This is a genomic window from Cobetia sp. Ld8 (assembly GCF_045066615.1).
Classification (GTDB): Bacteria; Pseudomonadota; Gammaproteobacteria; order Pseudomonadales; family Halomonadaceae; genus Cobetia; species Cobetia amphilecti.
In genome coordinates this window covers 106,262-122,012 of the sequence record NZ_JBISHF010000009.1, presented here as the reverse complement: position 1 = coordinate 122,012, position 15,751 = coordinate 106,262, and the positions used below count along the sequence as shown (strand labels likewise).

Sequence of the window (15,751 nt, the reverse complement as noted above, 5' to 3'; positions counted from 1 at the left end):
CCTGGTATATAGGTAGAGAGCCATAGCCCCGTCCAAACGGCGGGGCGACATTCGCGCGGAGCCCTCCAAGTGACTGCGCGCTATCAGTGTCTTAGCACTCAATATCCAGAGGCAGCCAGTAGGTAACGTCACTCATTACCACCTGTATCCCGTCTGTCGTCCGCTCTACGGTCTGTTGTCGAAGCATTTTCTGCGTTACTTTTGTGTCATGGAAATACTCCATGGCAGCAACGATCCATGCCTCCCTCCAGGCCTCTCCTTGATCAGCACACCGGGCCATCGTCATCAGGGTGCGGGCTAGTGTTTCTTTTCGCCGCTTTCTTGCCCGTTTTACATCCACCCGAGGAGCCAACGTGGTGGCATGTTGGCGATTCAAGAAATTAGTAAACCCCGTCACCGAGGCTGCTTGTCCAGGCACCGCCTGCAAATAGTTGTCCACATCGCCCTGTTGAGGCAGTCGCTGCCCCTCCCGGTCAGTAGCGAGTAGCAATGCGGCTGCCGCTCTTAGTGCAAGTCGTGCGGAGGTGTGGGACGTTTTGCCCGCCTCTATACGGGTTTCTAATTGCTGCCAATAAGCATGCAGCGCTTTTTCTGATAAAGAAGCGGACGGCATAGACCTGAGACACGCTTTGATACGTCGTTTCTCTGAGTCGATCTTCTTTGCTTGGTGATCCGGCTCTACCCCTTGCTCTTCATGCAGCCATCGCATAAGAAGTCTTACACGCCGCAACCCCTCCGCCCCGAAGTGATGAAGCAGCTCCGAATAGCTCGGTATCCGTGACCATGCCTGGTCGATCTCAAGGAAGAACGAGAAGAAATGATTGATCTTGAGGGCAGCCTTATGCGGCCCTGTGGTACGAATCAGCCATTCACCAAATTCCCCAAAGGCCTCACTTAACGCTTGGGTAGTGATACCGGCTTGGCCAATGGTGATGCGTTTACGGCATGTTCGCGTCCAATAGCAGGGCTCACAGGCATCGCCTCGACCCGCTGGCATGGGATTGCCACACAATGGACAGGCAATTTTCCCTTGCTCATAACAGACGTTGCACAATGCGTCACCGCTGGATGTCATGACCAATAAGCGATGTCGACGACACGCGGAACAGGTACCGTGATCTGCCGTCGCACAGCGTGGACATAAGCGATGATCATGCCCCATACGCGTCACTCGGGTAAGACGTTGAGAGGGTTCCCCACACTCCTCGCAGGACTCTGACTCTCTGAAATAGGGAGCGCAGGCGATACAGACAGGGCCGTAGGGAGTGACCTTGCCGATGTTGTAGTCTGAACTGGCTTTTCCACATCGTGCACACGGTTTGTCGACTTCGCACTGACGACAGACGGCGTCTGGGTCATTCTTAGGCAAACGAGCTAACTCACCACATCGTGGGCACATCCGCTGCTTAAACTCACGAGCATAGCAAGTTGAGCAGTAACCATGCCCCTTATGGCGTCGCCACAATTTGGAGACTTCTCGACCACACTCATCGCAGTCTACCGTTTTGTGTTGCTTCAAGAGGTTGGCTCCGCTTTCATTCTCCGTTTTAAACGCGCCCATGAGGCTCTCACTGCGCGTTCCGACATGGGGCGATGAGCCGGTAGAGCACGGCGGCGATGCGGCCCATGAGGGTGATGAGATAACCGTGATAACAACGGCAACAATATAACGGGGGGTGACTTTCGGGAATCATGAAGCGCACTCGTTTTGACATTACAAGCGACCAGAGCGCTAAACGTTTCTTCAAGGCCTATACTTAGCAAACGCTCCACCGCCGCTAATAAAGCACAACGCTCGTTGACAGGCAGAAGCTCAAACGCCAACCCAGACACAGGCATTCGGCTATCCGTAATCGAAATGCCCAATGTTAGAAGCGCATCTGCGAGGGGTGACGCAGGCCGCCGACTTGCACGCCGAACAACGCCAACAAAGAAAGTCACCATAGAAAACCAATCGGCGGGTGCGATAGGGGCCTCCCTAAACGTCACGTTGCTTCTTGTTAAAGCACGATCAGCCATCACTTGGAAACTGAACGCTTCTGGTAAAGGCGACGTGCATACCGCCTTTCTAAAATCGTTATAACACCGGCTGCACTGAGCTAAATGTTGATCTTCTGCTGACAGGCGATGAGGCTCTATAGGGGCCTTGCATACCGGGCACTCATCTATCAGTTGCACCCCATGAAAGCGGCACCCAGTGTGCCAAGCGAATCGCCAGTGTCGGCGCAAGTAGGGGGCTGAGTCCTCTGCCAAACACAATGCACAAATCTGTTGTCCTCCATGGCGAGTTCGATTTCGGCTACCAAGGGCTAACAACCAGGGCCAAGTCCGCGTTTCCGGTAATGAGTAACCGGCCACTTTCTCACAATCGTCCCGCATCCCAGCTTTCTGAAACTCAGCGGACGATATCCCCGATGCATTGACTAATGGGCGCATTCTTACGAGGGGAATTTCCCTATCAATATCCCTTGTCCATATACGCCATGTTGGCCAGATAGCCCCGGTGAGCGACAAAGGATCACACCCCTGTCTCAACGCCGCCCGTACCAGCCATGAAGAAAGCGACTCTTCAGGCAACAGAGGCACACTCAGCGCCCAAGGCATTACAGCATCACCTCCCTAATGCCACGGGTAGGTCGCACCCATGATTTACTCTGAATAATTTTCTCATCGATACGTTCAGCCCCGGACAAAATAGCGGCATTGGCACACTCAATCAGCAGCCGGTGCAGGTCGCCAAAATTGCCGCCAGAGATCGCGTGAAGCTGGGTCGCCAATTGTGGCTCATGCAGTTGGGAAGGATGTTTGAGCGGTAATATCTTCTCAAAGCCAGCGAGCAGCTTCTGAAACTCCTGATTGAGCTCCCACTTCGGTAATGCAACCACATCAAAGCGACTCGCATGCTGCGGATCTGAATGCAGTACACGCACAGCATCCTGCGTACCCACACCAACGATGGGAATCATTAACTCATTGCATAGGAGCTTAATGGCATTCATCGTTTCGCGCTGCTTGACGGCACCACCGGTTAACAGTGAGTGGAACTCATCAATGATCAACAAGCGGGTATGGCAAGCCCGCAGTTGATGAATCACTTGGTAGCGCAGCTTAGGTACCGGGTCTGAAGGCCGATAGGGAGCCCAAAAGCTCTCTAACACTGCGATATACAGACTTTTCTCATCGGCACTCGGTGGGGCTTGAGTGACGATCACTGGTTTCACCGGTTCTACGTCTTCATTCACGTAGCCCTCACCGTACTGTTTACGAAACCGTTGAACGATGGTTGTCTTTCCGTTGTTGGAGTCACCCACGAGCAAGAGGTTAGGCATACGAGGACGACTAGGCTTCTCCATCAGCCCACGCATGACCTCAATGACACGATTGGCCAATGGATACCCCAACCATCGCGGTTGATCCATAAACTCCATTCGCTCTCTAGCGGACAGCCCCAAGACATGACGAAGATCAGGATGAAGGTGTGTGCTCATGATATGTCCCAGTTCACATCGATATCACCCGATAAGAGACCATCTTCCTGAGTGGGTGACTCTTGGGGGGCCGCGGTTGAGGGCGCATGTAAAAGGGGATCTGCAGGCGTCACCTTCTTCTCATGCTCTTTACGTCGTTGTGCCTGACGGCGACTTCGCTTGGTACGTGCTTGCGACTCCTCCACATGAGTTCGCAGTTCACTAATAGCGCGTAGGATTTCAGACTCATTGACCGAACTCCTGCCTTCCTGGCGAAGGCGCGCTTTGGCCTGGGCATGCTCCCAAACACTCATCGAGGGGAGGGCGAGATTTGCAAAGGGCACGCGAAAATAGTGCCCGAGCTCCGGGTCTTTGAACCAAACGACGCTAATGTCACGAGGGTCACGCCGAAACACAAAGGTGCGTTTCTTGCTTGGCGTATCTGGATCTTTGGCATTGATCCATGGCCTTAGCGCCTCATCGTAATAGTTCATGCCATCGATGGTCACACCAAAGGTCTGGATCGTGCGCTGAAAGCTGGGCAAAAAATCGAGCAATACAGAAAGTCTATCAGCAGGCCGTGGCGCTAAGCCAACTCCCTGCACGTCAGCATTGCCAAACACACCGATTTCCCATTTCCGCACCGGTGACATACCAATTCCAGAATGAAGACGCTGGTGGTAAACCTTACAAATCAACGTCACCAGCCACTCTTCAAACTCGCTTTTCGTCATGGCCGCGTGCTTCTCTGGATCGTACCCCTCTTTCTCTTTAATGGAGGAGAAGGTCGTCCCAGGCAGGTTATGGATTTCTTTGAGAATAGAGCCCAGCACCCGCTCAATATGGCCACCATAACGAGGCTGCTTAACAGGCCGAAACTCAAGGTTGATCCCATAGGCTAGGCATGAGCGCCGAAACGTCTCTGAGCGAAAATCTGGGCCGTTATCGACATGAATCGTGGCGGGTGTGCCCCATACCGGCCACTCAGCCTCCACATTATGCAGTAGCAACCACTCATCTTTAGGAAGCATGGAGTGCGCCACACACATGCCGACAGATGTTTCAGAGGGCGGGTCAAACGACAAGTAATACCCCGTGACCACACGGGTAAACACGTCCATGGCCAACGTAATCCATGGGCGACCAATCGGCTTGCGATACACGTCATCGACCAAAATAATATCGGCAGGCGTGTGGTCAATCTGCATGACCGCTAGCGGATAGTCAGCATTGGGAAACTTCCCGGCTGCTGGCTGGAACTTGTTAATGGCTTTGTCTCTAAAACCATGGCCACGCAACCGGTCACGCTCTGGGATATCACGCAGACGAGCACGAACGGTACCAGGGCTCGGCGGGTCGATGCGCCGTTCATGGCAACGCCGCATCACTTCCTGTACCGCCTTTTGTGCGGACGGACGCTGCAGCGTCAAATACACCTCTTTGATGACTTCCTGAATCACTGCCTCGGCATGCGCGGGAATACGCGACTTTCCCTTCTTCCACCCTGGCTTTTGAGGAATCAATGCGAGCACCGAGCCCGTCGCTTTATACCGCTTTAACCAACGGTAAATCGTAGCCGTATCAACCCCCGTTTGTTTCGCACGCTCCTCCGCTGCATCCCGCCCCACCGTACGGCGATCCACCAAGGGCTTAATGATCGAAAAGCGATGCTCGGCCTCTTGCCAATCGGCATCCCCAATCTCGGATATATCCTGATCAGGGAGCACAGACCCGCTATTGAGAGGCGCTAGTTCTTTGATGCGAAGCGGGCAACTACGCCCGGACTCAACGGCAATGCCAATGACTGTCTCAAAATCAAGCACCTGGGAAATTCGGTAAACGGTGCCATCTTTCTGAACCTGCTCACCCACCATGATCTGCAAGTGTTGGCGTGTTTGAGCGACGCCGCTATTGGGCTCAGTTGTGTTGCCACGATGATTATTCATAATCGGGTACCCACACCTCTGATAGAGGACTGAAAGATTGAGCCATATCGCAATCTAGCTGTCGGGTCGCCAGCAGATGCCATAAATGCGCAATCCCCTCTGCCCGATAAATATCGCCCATGAAGTGCCGAGACAGCAGGTAATCCAAAGTCGCCACCCCCATCTCCCTCACGGTGTTGAGGACTGCCTGGCTTTCGACAGAAGGAAACACCATCCGCTTATAGCGCGCTAGGAAGGTAATGTTGTCCAAGGTCTTATCACGAATGCGGCTTTCATCATGAATGCGAAACGCCCAGCCCTCGTTGTTGGCATGCCGTATCGCCGCCTTCCATTTAGGCGACCATTCACGCCAATGTGCTTGCCACTTTTCCCGTGGTTTGACCTCCACCAGGAGAGGTTTTGGGTAATCCCTGTAATGACGGTTACCGAGACGGTAATACACCAAATAGTCAGGTGTGTAGGTGTAGCGCCTACCGGTCACGGGATGATGAAACGGGATCTCGCACGGCTGGGAAATCACACCAAGGACGCTCACATCAAAGTCAGCCTTGATGAGGAAATCACGTTCGAGCGTCGACTCGAACGCAATAGACTCCTCCCCGCGAAAGGCATAGTAGCCAGACACACTTCGTCGCGTAGGGCCGATTTTACGAACGGATGTAGGCAGTGGCATGGGCAGTCGCACCAAATGTTGAATAAAACAAGGCCTGTCGCATCAATTGCTATTAATTCTGTCGCACTCAATCCTGTACAGACTACCATAATAGCCCGATATTACGCGCTGAGGGTCGCATCAATTGCTGAAAATGACAGTGGCTCCAAGCCGCGCCCGGGCGAGGTGTCGCTGGCGCATCATGGCGTGCTGTTTCTGGATGAGCTGGCGGAGTTCGACCGTGGCGTGCTGGAAGTGATGCGCGAGCCGCTGGAAAGTGGCCGTATCCTGATCTCACGCGCCAGCCATCAACGCCGTTTCCCGGCGCGCTTCCAGCTGGTCGCAGCGATGAACCCCTGCCCCTGCGGCTATCTTGGCGACAGCCGCCGCAATTGCAGCTGCACCCCAGCGCAGATCCAGCGCTATCAGGCACGTCTGTCCGGCCCGTTGCTGGACCGCATCGACCTGCAGGTCGAGGTGCCGGGCCTGCCCGCCGAGGAGCTGACATCCGCCACCCCCGGCGAGGCCTCGGCCGGCGTGCGCGAACGAGTGCTGGCCGCTCGCGCGCGCCAATTGGCACGCGGCGGCCTGAATGCCCATCTGGATACCCACGCGCTGGAAGCCGCCTGTCAGCTGGAAGACGGCGAGCGCCAGTGGCTGGCCGGCGTGCTGTCACGCCTCAATCTCTCGGCGCGCGCCTATCACCGGGTGCTGCGTGTCGCGCTGACACTGAGTGATCTGATCGACCAGGACGGCGTGCAGCGGCCGCAGCTGATGGAGGCCATCGGCTATCGCCAGCTGGACCGCATGATGGGCAGGGACCCGGCTCGCCCGGGCACCGGTGCCCAGCAGCGCAGCGCCTGATGCCGGCGGATCAGGATGTCAGCGCTGCACGGGCTCAGTAGGAAGGTCTGTCCGCGCCGGGAATGCCTGTACGAATCAGGCGTGAGAAGTCGCCGTCCGGATGCTCGTCGGCGGCGATGGCGGCGGGATTGATCAGGCTGCTGGCCTTGAGTTCCGCGAAGGGCGCAGCGTCACTCAGGGCGTCCTGGTCCGCGACATATTCCGGCAGATAGCCGGAGAGCAGCAGACGGTAGTCCAGCGGCAGGCCGTCGGTCAGGCGCGTCATCATCGCGTAGACGAGGGTGGTGCAGTTGCTGGTGGCAGTGTTGTAGAAGCGTGGCTGAGTGCGCAATGTCTCGGCTTCGTCGACGTAGGCCAGCAACAGCTCGCGGATCATCTCGCGCGGCATCTGCACCCGATAGAGGTGTACCTGTTCGCCGCGCATGTTGCTGCGCACGCGGATGATGTCGCGTTCGTCGGCGGCGATCACCGCCAGTTCGTACTGCTTGAACATGCCGCCGAGGGTCGAGAACTGCTCGGTGCGCTCCTTGCGGATCTCTACCGAGAAGGCCAGATAGCGGCCATCGGCAAAGCCGAAGCTGACCAGTGTGTGGGCGATCTGCGGCCCCATCCAGTGACTGGTCAGCAGGTCCACCGAGGTCAGCTCCTCCAGCGGATAGTCGCGGCTTTCCCAGCGCGGCGTGTAATCCTCGGCGCTGTGCCACACGAAGTTGCGTACCTGCTCGAGATGCAGCACTTCACCCTGCGTGGCAGCCTCGGCCCTGGCGCTTGCCGGCGATGCCTCGTCCCGTGCTGGCGTGACCACCTGCCCCTCGACCAGATGCGCCACCTCCGGTGCCCAGTCGCGGTCGGCCTGTGGCGTGATGCTGGCCCACCAGGCAAGACTTGCGACCAGCAGCATCAGGTAGCTGCCCATCAGCCGCCAGCGAATCGCGCTGGCCTGCGGCCACCACAGGGCAATCACGCACACGAGCCCCAGCACCGCTGCGAGAGCAGCCACGGTGGTGCGCAGCCCTTCCGGCCCCGGCAGGCGGAACCACAGTGCGGGCACCAGCCAGAGGCTCGCGCCCACCACGGCGAGGCTGCTCAAGGCGCGGGCCGCGAGGCTGACCAGAGTCATCGCGAGGCCCTCACGATAAATCGTTCATGAACGGCGCTCTTCGGCGATGGCTTGCTCGAGACGCGCGAGACGGCCCGGCACCAGACTGTCTTCGAGTGTCGAGATGCGCAGGATGTGGCCAAGCGAAGGATGCGGAGAGCGAGTGATCAGCACGCCTTGAGCCATCAATTGCTGCTGCACCTGTGCTGCCAGTTCGGCGCTCTTGAGGCGCACGCAGAGGAAGTTGGTCGCGCTGGGCAGCACTTCCGCGCCCAGCGAGCGCAGGTGCTCGGCGAGACGATCGCGACAGTCGATCACACCGGCGACGTGCGCTGCCGCCTCTTCAGGGTGCGCCAGCAGCAGCTCACCTGCCGCCATTGCCGGGGCGCTGACCGCGAAGTGAATCCGCACCTTGGTCAGCATGGCGACATCGTCAGGCTCGGCGATCATGAAGCCGAGACGCAGGCCCGCCAGCCCATAGGCCTTGGAGAAGGTACGCAGGCGGAAGGTGCGTGCCATCGGCGCATGGTCGGCGTGGGCGGCGTCCGGGCGGAAGTCGTGATAGGCCTCGTCCAGCAGCAGGCTGCAGTTCTCCGGCAGGGCGTCGCGCAGGGCGCGCACATCGGCGTCAGAATGCAGGTGGCCGCTGGGGTTATCGGGGTTGGCGAGATAGACGACGCGGGCATCATGCTGCCTTGCCGCGGCGAGCAGCGCCGCGAGGTCCGGTGCCAGTCGCGACGATGAGGCGTCATCGGCCGTGGCGAAGCTCTCGCTGTAGGGCACCTCGATGACCTCGGCACCCAGCCCGCGGGCGAAGTACGCCAGGGTCGGATAGGTGCCGGCGCTGGTGATCACGCGCTCCCCCGCACAGACGGTGGCGCGCATCACCAGTGCCAGCAGGCTGTCGGCACCGGCGTCGACCAGCAGGTTCTCGTACGCGACTCCCAGGCGCTCAGCCAGTTGCTGGCGCAGTTGCCATGCATCGGCGTCGGCATAGCTGCGGCTCAGGTCGGCCAGGGCAGTGCCCAGCGCGCCGCCCAGCGTGTGGTGGGGCATGTCGAGCCCTTCGTTGGAGCCATACTGATACGGCAGCGCGTGTCCCAGTCTGCGTTCCAGCGCCTTGATGCCGGGGAACGGGTTATGCGGCCCATCCTGATAGAGGTGGGCAAGAAAGCGACGGGGACTGGCGGTGGTCATGTTGGCTCCGGAAAAGCAGAAAACGGTAAAGGGTGTATCAGAGGTGGCGGGGACCTCGGCGCAGCTGGGCGCAAGACTCTGGGCTCAAGACCTGGAGCTCAGGGCGCGGGGTGATTGCGCGCCAGCGACTCGAGGGCCGCCTGGTCGAAGGCGCCGCTCAGGGTGAAGGTGCGCGTCTCATTGCGCTCGGCACTGGCGCTGCGGACCAGCGTCAGCTGCAGCTGGTACGGCTGCAGCGTGCGGTCTGACAGGGTCAGTGCGGCGCCGCTGGCCTCGAGAGTGGTCTCGAGACGCCACTGGCGGCTGTCGACGGCGGGGCGGTCAGTGCTCCAGTTGAGCACCTGAGGCCCGTTCTTGAGCGCCAGCAGTGCGCGGGTCAGCGCCTCGTTCAGCGCGCCCGGGTTGGCCTGCAGCGTGGCATCCACCTCGGGCGGCGCGAGCAGCAATACCTGTTGCTCGAGCGGGGGTGTCCAGGGCTGCTCGGCGATCAGACGCGCCGCGCTCTGGCCGAGACCATAGATGGGGTCGCGTTCGGCACGCGGCACCTGGTCCAGGCTCATGCAGCCCGCCAGCGTGGAGAGTAGCAGGGTCGCGGCCAGCATGCGCAGGCGATGCATGGCCATCATGCCGTGCGCCCCTGCTGCGGCAGGTCTGACGGGCGCTGCGACAGGGCATCGAGGAAGGCGTCCAGCTCGGCAAACAGCTCCTGACGAATCGGCTCGGCTTCATTGACCAGGTGGTGCTGGGCCTCGGGATGGCGGTAGATGCGCGCATTGGGGAACTTGCTCGCCAACACGCCGAGATTCCACTGCCAATCGACGGTGGTGTCCTGCTCGCCCTGCAGGATCAGGGTCGGCAGTGAGCAGGGGGGGAGGGCGCGCAGACGGGGAATCCACTCCCGCATCGCCGTCACCCACTTCACCGCAAGGCGATCGGCCTGCAGCGGATCATTGGTGCTGAGAAACTCGTAGAAGGCCACATCATTGGTATTCGCGCGGTACTTGCGCGGAATGGAATCGATGAAGGGGCGCGCCATGCTGTGCAGCCAGCGTGACTGCGACCAGCCCCACGGCCGCACCAGCGGTGCGAGCAGGGCGATTCCCTGCCAGCGCGATTCATCGCCGCGCATCAGGGCATCGGTGGCCAGCACCGAGCCGCCGGTGCTCTGGCCGATGCCGAACCACGGGTGCGGCGCCAGGCTGTGCTCTTCCAGGTAATCCTGGAAGGCCTGCAGGCAGCCGACATAGTCGCCGAAGTCATCGATGGAGGCGGGCTCGCCGGATGACAGGCCATGGCCCGGCAGGTCCCACAAGGCAACCTGCCAGCCGTTGCGCAGCAGGTGCGCCAGCAGATGGCGATAGAGGGCGAGGTGATCGAAGTAGCCGTGGACCACGAAGACGGTGCCGCGCGGCTTGCGCGGTGTCCACAGCTGGGCCCACAGGCGAAAGCCCCCGGCCTCCAGGTGGCCGGCATGCACGGCGATGTCCTCGCTGCGCAGCGCATCGAGACCATAATGGCCCAGGTAACGCTCCAGTGGACTGGACGTCTGGCCCGGCAGCATGTCAGGCAGGCGGATAAAGGGGCCGTGGTCGAGCAGTTCACTGAAATCGGGCATGGTCATCTCCATAATGCTGCCATGCTAGCGGCTGGCGCGGCTGCGAGCTACACAAAGAACAGTGTTTCTTCACTGTTTTGCCCGCCTGTCGCCGAGCAACAACAGCGACGCGGAATCAACGCTGGGCGGGTAATCGGGCTCCATGAGCTTGTTCATTGGTCATAGCAGTCCTTTCGCCGGCCTCGCCATCGGGTATGGTGATGGGATTCGTCCCCGCCCGGCAGGTGACAGCGTTTTCCTGCCCGGCGTCTCGATGGCTCACGCTTGTCTGGCAGTCGCGCATCAGCAGTCGCGTCAGCAGTCGCGCCAGTGAGTGCCGTCTGGCGAAAATCCTTTTGAACACCACTGCTTGCAGTGTTGTCAGCCGTTGAGGGTTTCCAGCGATTCGTTTTCAGGGAGAGCAAACGCATGACCGACCGTATTCAACTTCAGCGCCTGGCCATCGACGCCAGTCTGCACCGCTTCATCGAGCAGGAAGCGCTGCCGGGCACAGGGATCGCGCCGGAGACCTTCTGGGCGGGTGTCGATTCACTGCTGCACGAACTGGCACCGCGCAACCGCGAACTGCTGGCGACCCGCGAGCAGCTGCAGAGCGAGATCGACGCCTGGCACCGCGAGCATCCGGGCAAGGTAGACCTCGAGGCCTACAAGGCGTTTCTGCACAGGATCGGCTATCTGCTGCCGGAGCCGAATACGGTCGAAGCCAGCACCGCCTTCGTGGATAGCGAGATCTGCCAGCAGGCCGGCCCGCAGCTGGTGGTGCCGGTGATGAATGCCCGCTACGCCCTGAATGCCGCCAACGCGCGCTGGGGCTCCCTCTATGATGCGCTCTACGGCACCGACGCGATCAGCGAGGAAGATGGCGCCGAGCGTGGCAAGGACTACAACCCGGCGCGCGGCGCCAAGGTCGTCGCCTATGCGCGCCAGGTGCTGGATACCATCGCGCCGCTGGCCGGTGGCAGTCACCACGACAGCGAAGGCTACACGATTCGTGATGGTCATCTGCTGGTGCGTGCCGGAGGACGTGACCTCAGCCTCAAGTCGCCGGAACGCTTCCTCGGTTATCGCGGCGATGAAAGCGCGCCGAGCGCGATCATCTTCGCCCACAACGGCCTGCACGCCGAGCTTGTGATCGATGCCGAGCACCCCATCGGCAAGACCGATCCCGCCAATGTCAGTGACCTGATCATGGAGGCCGCGCTCTCCACCATCATGGACTGCGAGGACTCGGTGGCCGCCGTCGATGCCGAAGACAAGGTGACGGTCTATCGCAACTGGCTGGGCCTGATGAAGGGCGACCTGACCGAGACGCTGGAGAAGAATGGCCGCAGCATGACGCGCAAGCTGAATGCTGACCGCGAATACACCGGTGCCGATGGCACCACGCGCGTGCTGCATGGTCGCTCGCTGATGCTGATTCGCAACGTCGGTCATCTGATGACCAACCCTGCCATCCTGCTCGAGGATGGCAGCGAAGCGCCGGAAGGCATCATGGATGCCATCTTCACCAGCCTGATCGCGCTGCACGACCTCAAGGGCGACAAGCAGGACCGCAGCGGCATCTGCAACTCGCGCACCGGCTCCGTCTACATCGTCAAGCCCAAGATGCATGGCCCCGAGGAAGTCGCCTTCGCCGATGAGCTGTTCGCGCGGGTCGAGCAGCTGCTGGGGCTGCCGGACTCCACGCTCAAGATGGGCATCATGGATGAGGAGCGCCGCACCACCGTCAACCTCAAGGCCTGCATCGCGGCCGCCAGCTCACGCGTGGCCTTCATCAACACCGGCTTCCTGGACCGCACCGGTGACGAGATGCACACCTCGATGGAAGCCGGCCCGATGCTGCGCAAGGGCGACATGAAGGGCGCCGCCTGGATTCAGGCCTACGAGAAATGGAACGTGGATGTCGGCCTGGAATGTGGCCTGCGGGGCCGCGCCCAGATCGGCAAGGGCATGTGGGCCATGCCCGACCTGATGGCCGCGATGCTCGAGCAGAAGATCGGCCACCCGCGCGCCGGTGCCAACACCGCCTGGGTGCCGTCACCGACCGCCGCGGTGCTGCATGCGCTGCACTATCACCAGGTCTCGGTGAAGGACGTGCAGCATGATCTGCTCAGCCGTCCGCGTGCCAGCCTCGATGACCTGCTGACCATTCCGCTGGAGCTCGACCCCCAGTGGAGTGCCGAGGAGATCCAGGCCGAGCTGGACAACAATGCCCAGGGGATTCTCGGCTATGTGGTGCGCTGGATCGATCACGGCACCGGCTGCTCCAAGGTACCGGACATCCACGATGTCGGCCTGATGGAAGACCGCGCCACGCTGCGTATCTCCAGCCAGCACATCGCCAACTGGCTGCATCACGGCATCGTCGACAGCGCCCAGGTGCAGGACACGCTGGAGCGCATGGCCGGCGTGGTGGACCGTCAGAATGCCGCGGACCCCAGCTATCAGGCGATGACGGATGACCTCGAGGGCTCCATCGCCTTCCAGGCCGCCTGCGAGCTGGTCTTCCAGGGGCGTGTGCAGCCGAGCGGCTACACCGAGCCGGTCCTGCATCGCCGTCGTCTCGAGAAAAAGCAGCAGGCGCGCTGATCGCAGGGCGGCTGACGGCAGGAAACACTGAACACGACAACGGCGACCCTGGGTCGCCGTTGTCGTCTGTCGCCGAGCAGGAATTGCCCGGCCACTATTTTGCCAGGCGCATGTTTCCCGAGACCGCATTTGCCGCTAGCCTTGCCCCAGAAACCGCGTAACCGCGCGATCGGACCCAGTGTGTCGAGGAGAATGTCATGCCCGTGATGAGCGCCGCCGCCATCGAGGATTTCCTCGATGAAGTCTTCCCCCAGCGTCTGGGTACCATCGAGGCCGTCGGCGATCGCTGGGCGACCATGGGGTTGGCCATCGAGGATGAGCACCTGCGTCCCGGCAGCTGTGTGTCCGGGCCGACGATGATGGCGCTGGCGGATGTCTGCCTGTATGTCGCGATTCTCGGCGAGATCGGCCCGGAGCCGATGGCCGTCACCAGTGACCTCAGCATCCACTTCCTGCGTCGCGCGCGCGGCGACCGCGACCTGATGGCCACCGCGCGTATCCGCAAGCTGGGTCGGCGGCTGGCCGTCGGCGAGATCGAGCTTTTCAGCCACGGTGACACCGACCCGGTCGCCATCGTGACCGCGACCTATACCTTGCCGGACAGCGATGACTGACCCCGGGGCGGTCGTGGGCAACGCCTTGGGCCAGTCCGCTACAGCTTGTTGATGTCCTTCTCTTCGCTGCCGCGCTGACGCCAGCCGGTGACGGCCAGGCTCAGCCAGCCGGCGATCAGCAGCAGGCCGCCGATGGGTGTGATGATGCCCAGCTGGGTACGCGCCGTGGTCGCCAGCGCATACAGCGACCCCGAGAACATCAGGATGCCGGCGGCCCACAGACCCAGCGTCAGCATCTGGCCGCGCAGCGGCTGCACCGAGCGCCAGGCGAGTACCCCGACCGCCGCCAGCACGTGCCACATCTGATAGCGGACGCCGGTCTCGAACACGCGCAGCATGTCCGCGCTCAGGGTGCCGCGCAGACCATGACTGGCGAAGGCTCCCAGCGCGACGGTGGACATGCCGGCCAATCCCATGGCCAGCCACCAGTGGCGGGAGTGGGAGTCGTTGTGACGCATAGACAATAATTCCTTGAGGGCAGGTGGCGCGGCACGATGTGCCTACGCCTGTCCACGTAAAGCCGCTACAATAGCGGCCTCTTTTCGCGGGAGGACAGCATGCAGATACAGCTCAACGGTGAAGACCACGTGGTGACGGACGACACGACGATTGCCGCCCTGGTCGAGAGTCTCGGTCTCCAGGGCCGCCGACTGGCAGTGGAACGCAATGAAGACATCGTGCCACGTAGCGCGCACGCCGACACCCGTCTGCATGCCGGTGACCGCATCGAGATCGTCCATGCCATCGGTGGTGGCTGATCCGTCCTGTTTCCAGGATTGACACTTTTCACTACTCGCTCGCGCTCAGCGCGTTCACGTCCAGCTCGATGAGGTCATCATGACAGACAGTTCTGCCCCGACATTGAACAACCCCGTCACCCAGGTCGCCGGCGACAGCCCGTTGATCGTCGCCGGCCGCGAGTTCTCCTCGCGCCTGCTGGTCGGTACCGGCAAGTACAAGGACATGGACGAGACACGCTCCGCCATCGAGACGTCCGGCGCGGAAGTGGTCACCTTTGCGGTCCGCCGTACCAATCTGGGTCAGAATGCTGACGAGCCGAACCTGCTCGACGTGCTGTCACCGGATCGCTATACCTTCCTGCCCAACACCGCCGGCTGCTACAACGCGCGTGACGCGGTGCGTACCTGCAAGCTGGCCCGTGAACTGCTGGATGGCCACAACCTGGTCAAGCTGGAAGTGCTGGGCGATCAGGACACGCTGTATCCCAATATTGTCGAGACGCTCAAGGCCGCTGAAGAGCTGGTCGCCGATGGCTTCGACGTGATGGTGTATACCTCCGACGACCCCATCGTCGCGCGCCAGCTCGAGGAAATCGGCTGCTGCGCCATCATGCCGCTGGGCTCGCTGATCGGCTCCGGCCTCGGCATTCTCAACCCGCACACCCTATCGCTGATCATCGAGCGCGCCAATGTGCCGGTGCTGGTCGATGCCGGTCTGGGTACGGCGTCAGAAGCCGCCTTCGCCATGGAGCTGGGCTGTGATGGCGTGCTGATGAACAGTGCCATCGCCCACGCGCGCCAGCCGCTGTTGATGGCAGATGCCATGCGTCAGGCCGTGATTTCCGGCCGTGGTGCCTTCCTGGCCGGCCGCATGCCGACTCGCCTGACGGCACGTGCTTCTTCACCGGGCGCTGGCCTGATCACCGGCTGAGCCCTGAAACATTCGAATCCGATGCTCGCGCATCGTT

14 protein-coding genes and 1 pseudogene are annotated in these 15,751 nt (G+C 60.9%); 5 read left to right on the top strand and 10 right to left on the bottom strand.

Annotation, left to right across the window (positions count from 1 at the left end):
* Positions 1-91: 91 nt before the first annotated feature.
* The 5 genes from ACJJV2_RS16735 to ACJJV2_RS16715 all read right to left on the bottom strand — a co-directional run bounded on the left by ACJJV2_RS16735 (position 92) and on the right by ACJJV2_RS16715 (position 6,038).
* On the bottom strand, positions 92-1,075 hold the full coding sequence (locus ACJJV2_RS16735; protein ID WP_225347471.1) for a hypothetical protein: 984 nt from the start codon (positions 1,073-1,075) through the stop codon (positions 92-94).
* Positions 1,076-1,515: 440 nt separating this feature from the next.
* Complete coding sequence (locus ACJJV2_RS16730; RefSeq protein WP_175088986.1) at positions 1,516-2,604, bottom strand: TniQ family protein; 1,089 nt, start codon at positions 2,602-2,604, stop codon at positions 1,516-1,518.
* A complete protein-coding gene (locus tag ACJJV2_RS16725; RefSeq protein WP_175088987.1) occupies positions 2,604-3,488 on the bottom strand; it encodes a TniB family NTP-binding protein in 885 nt (294 codons plus the stop codon). The genes ACJJV2_RS16730 and ACJJV2_RS16725 overlap by 1 nt, the downstream gene beginning before the upstream one ends.
* Complete coding sequence (locus ACJJV2_RS16720; RefSeq protein WP_175088988.1) at positions 3,485-5,413, bottom strand: Mu transposase C-terminal domain-containing protein; 1,929 nt, start codon at positions 5,411-5,413, stop codon at positions 3,485-3,487. The genes ACJJV2_RS16725 and ACJJV2_RS16720 overlap by 4 nt, the downstream gene beginning before the upstream one ends.
* Complete coding sequence (locus tag ACJJV2_RS16715; RefSeq protein ID WP_225347472.1) at positions 5,406-6,038, bottom strand: TnsA endonuclease N-terminal domain-containing protein; 633 nt, start codon at positions 6,036-6,038, stop codon at positions 5,406-5,408. Before ACJJV2_RS16715 ends, ACJJV2_RS16720 begins: the two co-directional genes overlap by 8 nt.
* Before the next feature lie 189 nt (positions 6,039-6,227).
* Here ACJJV2_RS16715 and ACJJV2_RS16710 point away from each other — a divergent pair.
* Positions 6,228-6,929 (top strand): annotated as a pseudogene (locus ACJJV2_RS16710) (ATP-binding protein); the annotation flags it as partial.
* Positions 6,930-6,963: 34 nt separating this feature from the next.
* Here the strand turns inward: ACJJV2_RS16710 and ACJJV2_RS16705 are convergent.
* The 4 genes from ACJJV2_RS16705 to ACJJV2_RS16690 form a co-directional block, all read right to left on the bottom strand.
* Entirely contained in the window at positions 6,964-8,049 is a 1,086-nt protein-coding gene (locus ACJJV2_RS16705; protein WP_405282314.1) for a DUF4105 domain-containing protein, read from the bottom strand.
* A gap of 24 nt (positions 8,050-8,073) precedes the next feature.
* Complete coding sequence (locus ACJJV2_RS16700) at positions 8,074-9,225, bottom strand: histidinol-phosphate transaminase (protein ID WP_213114154.1); 1,152 nt, start codon at positions 9,223-9,225, stop codon at positions 8,074-8,076.
* Positions 9,226-9,323: 98 nt separating this feature from the next.
* The gene (locus tag ACJJV2_RS16695; RefSeq protein WP_279838831.1) at positions 9,324-9,851 is read right to left on the bottom strand and encodes a hypothetical protein; all 528 of its coding nucleotides are present in this window, start codon (positions 9,849-9,851) and stop codon (positions 9,324-9,326) included.
* Entirely contained in the window at positions 9,848-10,840 is a 993-nt protein-coding gene (locus tag ACJJV2_RS16690; RefSeq protein ID WP_404325657.1) for an alpha/beta hydrolase, read from the bottom strand. The genes ACJJV2_RS16695 and ACJJV2_RS16690 overlap by 4 nt, the downstream gene beginning before the upstream one ends.
* Before the next feature lie 408 nt (positions 10,841-11,248).
* On the opposite strand from ACJJV2_RS16690, the gene ACJJV2_RS16685 reads away from it, so the two are divergent.
* Positions 11,249-13,429, top strand: a complete 2,181-nt coding sequence (locus ACJJV2_RS16685; RefSeq protein WP_405282313.1) for a malate synthase G — start codon at positions 11,249-11,251, stop codon at positions 13,427-13,429.
* 197 nt (positions 13,430-13,626) lie between these two features.
* A complete protein-coding gene (locus tag ACJJV2_RS16680) occupies positions 13,627-14,043 on the top strand; it encodes a PaaI family thioesterase (RefSeq protein WP_043336979.1) in 417 nt (138 codons plus the stop codon).
* Positions 14,044-14,081: 38 nt separating this feature from the next.
* Here the strand turns inward: ACJJV2_RS16680 and ACJJV2_RS16675 are convergent, their stop codons facing one another.
* On the bottom strand, positions 14,082-14,501 hold the full coding sequence (locus ACJJV2_RS16675; RefSeq protein ID WP_043336980.1) for a DUF423 domain-containing protein: 420 nt from the start codon (positions 14,499-14,501) through the stop codon (positions 14,082-14,084).
* Positions 14,502-14,600: 99 nt separating this feature from the next.
* On the opposite strand from ACJJV2_RS16675, the gene thiS reads away from it, so the two are divergent.
* Both thiS and ACJJV2_RS16665 read left to right on the top strand, forming a co-directional pair.
* Positions 14,601-14,801, top strand: coding sequence for a sulfur carrier protein ThiS (gene thiS, locus ACJJV2_RS16670; RefSeq protein ID WP_043336981.1), 201 nt, complete (start codon positions 14,601-14,603; stop codon positions 14,799-14,801).
* Between the two features lie 79 nt (positions 14,802-14,880).
* Positions 14,881-15,714 (top strand): thiazole synthase, encoded by an 834-nt coding sequence (locus tag ACJJV2_RS16665; protein ID WP_052384900.1) that lies wholly within the window; start codon positions 14,881-14,883, stop codon positions 15,712-15,714.
* Positions 15,715-15,751: the final 37 nt, after the last annotated feature.